The sequence below is a fragment of the Companilactobacillus halodurans genome, assembly GCF_009600995.1.
Taxonomy (GTDB): domain Bacteria; phylum Bacillota; class Bacilli; order Lactobacillales; family Lactobacillaceae; genus Companilactobacillus; species Companilactobacillus halodurans.
On record NZ_VDFO01000069.1, the window covers coordinates 1 to 4,596 of the forward strand.

The following is a 4,596-nucleotide window of genomic DNA, read 5'->3' on the forward strand; positions in this document are numbered from 1 at the left end:
TTTTATATTATCGTCTTTTATATCTAATGCACATAGTATAAAATTGTCTTGGGACATCATGTTCACTCCTGTTTGATTTGGTTTGGTTGCTTAAATCTTAACACGAGAACAGTGATGTTCTTTTTTTTATCTAAAAGAGAATAAAAAAACTGGCGTTAATTTATTCATCAACACCAGAAAGTTTAGAACCACTTTATCTCTCTTTTTGTTAATTAGCTTTTTTACTTTTTGGCAGAAGATATTTAAACCAATTCAAAACTTGTGCAAATCCTAAACCACCAATAACAGCAATTATTGGCAAGAATTCGATACGGTATCGTCCTTGAACTTCAATCAGTAATTGAACGACTACAAAAGCCATTAACGGCAAAATCAATAGATATAGATTCTTGCTGAATTTAGTCTTGAATAATTTGAGTGAACCAATCCACGAAAAGATTATCAAGAAGATTGATCCTAAATAAGCTAGAAAATCAATAATCTTAACTGTTGTCGGTGAATGATTTAGATTATAGCTGGTAAAATCTGTCGCCATTGTTGGTGTTGACCATAACAATTGATTTTTATTGAAAAAGAATTTGAGCCAAAGATTATTATCGTTTAAATATTTAATCTCTTTTTTGATTTGAGCTTTCTCAATCCTTCTCGTGGTTTCTCGTGGTTTACTATCATCAATGAAGTTATTCATATCATTCGAATAGGTTCCATTTGATTGATAATGTAGGCCAACCATAAATTTCCACTCTTGATCAGTATTGGAAAGTCCATATTCATTAATTCCTGATGCCTTAATTCCCCAACCGGCAACGGCAAATAATACAAAATAAATCAATAAAGATAGAACCACTTTTAAAGCAGCCTTGTAATTATTATTTGTAAACCAAATATAAAAAATAGCAAAGACTACAATTCCAGCGATAATAACTGGACCAATCGGACGCACTAAACATCCCCCTGTTAATGTGATTCCGGCTAAAATGTAGCTCCAAATTTTGTCGTTCATTAATAAATAAAAAGTTATTAAGTACAACAAAGATCCTAAGTATTGATTATCGGTTTGACTGTTAAGAGCAAACCAATCTAAATCTATCATGAGAAGTAGGACTGAAAGACGTGCCACTACGACTTTTTTAAATATTTTATTGACTAAAAGATAAGTGAATAAAAGGATTAGTGCTTGATAAATTACGTTTAAAAATTGAATAGCAAAAATATTGAATCCAAAAATTTTAATCACGCTGGCAACATAAATTATAAAGCCAGTTTGATAAGCGTACTTGGCAAAATAATCGGTTGGCGAACTATAAATTCTTCTTTCAGTGAAAACTACTGGAGCTCGACTCCAAAAATTACCAAAGTCGCTAGTTTGTTGATTTGGAACTTTCAAAATCCAAACAGTTCCAACAATAATGAAGATAAGAAGTAATGCCCCTAAAACAATACGATTTATCTTTTGGTCCTCGGTTTTGATTTTTGCTAGAACGAAACCGGTAATAAATAGTAATGCTAGTGAAACTATTATTAAAATAAAATTACGAATAGGATTCACGAAGGCAAAACTATGATAGTAGTGCGACAACATTGAAAAAAAGACAATTGTTGTGAAAAAAGCAAAACAAACTAAAATAATTTTACTTATAATATTTTGAAAAGTCCTAATGATGTCTCCCCCTTTTTTTATCAGGCAATAAAATAATTTTACTACAAATGGGAATTTTAAAATAGATACATTTTGAAAACGTTAAACCTAAGAGAAACTAGTCCTTTGAATAAATTGGTCTAGTTAATTTTAATGTATTTTAAAATCATACTGGTGTCATAACGTTACAAAAAAAGTATTTATTGCCTGCAATCCTAGATGGGACAACCATGTGTTCGTGTCAAGGACAAAATTTGGCGTTATCCACTTGAAATTTGCTGCTGAGTTTAAATTGAAAAAAACATTGCTTACTCCTAAAGAAGGATATTAGAATTGTAATTGCGACTTAGTTTTATCTCTTAAAGAAAGTTATTCATATTTAATTTTTATGCCAAAAAAATAAATGTGAAGTACTTGACAAAATCGAAAAAATGTAATTCAGCACTAGATGTTGTTATTCAATCAAATTCGAGATACTATATATAGTGTTGATTACGAAATATTTAAAAACAGTGTGGAGTGAGTGTTAATGACTACTATTAATCAAATTACATTATCAGATGACTTCGTTGATGAAGTTAAACAAACAATTAAACCCCACTGGGGTGAATTAGGCTGGGTCACTTATAAACGGACTTATGCTCGTTGGATTCCAGAATTAGACCGGACTGAAAATTGGTCAGAAACAGTTAAACGTGTTGTTGAGGGTAATATCAACCTTGATCCTCGTTTAAAAAAAGATGATTTAACTGATGAACAATATGATGGATTAGTTAAAGAAGCAAAAGATTTATATAAATTGGTCTATGGATTGGCTGCCACTCCTTCGGGAAGAAATCTTTGGATCTCTGGTACACAATATCAACATCGTAATGGTGATGCTTTGAATAACTGCTGGTTCATCGCGATTAGACCACAGAAATATGGCAATAGTCACATTGTCCCTTCATATCTTCAAAAGGATCAATTAGCTGTCTCAATGCCATTTTCATTTATGTTTGACCAATTGATGAAGGGTGGCGGCGTTGGCTTTTCCGTTGTTCCTTCAAATATGAAACTAATGCCTGTCGTTGATAATGCCGTCAATTTGACAGTTCTAATTGGAAAAGAAAGTGCTGCTTACGATGATTCGATTGCTGCTGGTGCAATCGATCGTGACGACTGGTTAGCAGAACATGATATTTCAACGACCCGTCACTATGAATTGCCAGATACTCGTGAAGGCTGGGTAATAGGAAATGCTAATATGATTGATGCCCACTTTAACAGTACCAATGATGGTTTCAAAGACGTTGTCCTTGATATTACTAATATTCGTGCTAAAGGTGAAAAAATTAAGGGCTTTGGCGGAACTGCATCTGGTCCTGTACCATTGATTCAAATGTTCTTTGACATCAATGAGGTCTTGAATGAAGCCGTTGGTAAAAAGCTTACTTCAGTTGATTGTACTGATATGGGTAATTTGATTGGTAAAACAGTTGTTGCCGGAAATGTTCGTCGTTCAGCTGAATTGGCTCTTGGTGGATCGACTGACGATGACTTCATTACGATGAAACAAGATAAAAAGAAGCTATATCACCACCGTTGGGCATCAAATAACAGTGTCGCTGTTGATTCTGAATTTAAGCGTTATGCTCCAATTGCTGATTCAATTACTCATAATGGTGAACCAGGAATCGTCAACTTGGAATTATCCAAGAATTACGGTCGTGGCATTGATGGTTATCAACCGGGAATCGATGATGGCGTTGAAGGTACTAATCCTTGCGGGGAAATTTCTTTGAGCAATGGCGAACCTTGCAACTTGTTTGAAGTCTTTCCATTGATTGCTAGTCAACAAGGTTGGAATCTTGAAGAAGCCTTTGCACTTGCTGCTCGTTATACTAAGCGTGTTACTTTCAGTAATTATGACTGGGAAGTTTCTCGTAATGTTATTCAAAAGAATCGCCGAATCGGTGTTTCCATGTCTGGTATTCAGGACTGGATTTTAACAACATTCGGTAATCGTGTTGTGACTGGTTTTGAACCTAACACTGACCCAGAAACTGGCGAAACGATTCAAAAGCCTATTTATGATCAACGCGTTGTGAAGAAAGTTGACGATTTATACCGTACTGTCGTCAAAGCTGATAAGGAGTACTCAAAAGCTCTTGGATGCAAACCATCAATCAAACATACAACAGTTAAACCATCAGGTACTGTTGCCAAATTGGCTGGTGTTTCTGAAGGTATGCATTTCCACTATGCAGGTTACTTAATTCAAAGAATCAGATTCCAAGACTCTGATCCACTTTTGAAAGCTTTGAAGGCTTGTGGATATAAGATTGAACCTGATGTTTATACGAAACACACAATGTGTGTTGAATTTCCAGTTAAGGCTGTCAATGCTGATGATCCAAACTTTGCTTCAGCTGGTTCAGTTTCAATTGCTGAACAATTTGCCACACAAGCATTCTTACAAACATATTGGTCCGATAATGCGGTTAGTTGTACAATCACATTCCAACCAAGTGAATCTAAGCAAATTGCACCATTAATGTATCAATATAGACATATTACGAAATCGACTTCACTCTTGCCTTATAGTGGCGCTGATTTCAAACAAGCTCCTAAAGAACCAATCGACAAAAAAGTCTATCAGAAACGTGAATCTGAAGTAGACGATGATGTTGCAGAGGTCTTTGCTGAACAAAATGATAATCATGATAAAAAAGATATTGAGTTAGTTGACCAAACAGATTGTGCTGGTGGTGCTTGCCCAATTAGATAAAAGTATTTTCAATGTTCTATAATTTCTAGTTAGTAAATCTAGTTGTTATAGAACATTTTTTTATGGCTGTTCGTCAAATTAAGTTGATGGCAGTTTACATAAGCAGTTAGATCATAATTGGTCTAGCTGTTTTTTATTTGGCTGACGAGCTTGCTCGGAGCCAAAAAATTTGAAGATTGATACGCTT

General features: G+C 34.5%; 2 protein-coding genes. One reads left to right on the forward strand and one right to left on the reverse strand.

Going from position 1 to position 4,596, the window contains the following annotated elements; all coding sequences use genetic code 11:
- Positions 1-208: 208 nt before the first annotated feature.
- The gene (locus FHL05_RS12130) at positions 209-1,549 is read right to left on the reverse strand and encodes an ArnT family glycosyltransferase (RefSeq protein ID WP_337692560.1); all 1,341 of its coding nucleotides are present in this window, start codon (positions 1,547-1,549) and stop codon (positions 209-211) included.
- A 619-nt stretch (positions 1,550-2,168) separates the two neighbouring features.
- Here FHL05_RS12130 and nrdJ point away from each other — a divergent pair.
- Positions 2,169-4,409: a ribonucleoside-triphosphate reductase, adenosylcobalamin-dependent gene (gene nrdJ / locus FHL05_RS12135; RefSeq protein ID WP_153522827.1), complete on the forward strand. Its 2,241-nt coding sequence runs from the start codon at positions 2,169-2,171 to the stop codon at positions 4,407-4,409.
- Positions 4,410-4,596: the final 187 nt, after the last annotated feature.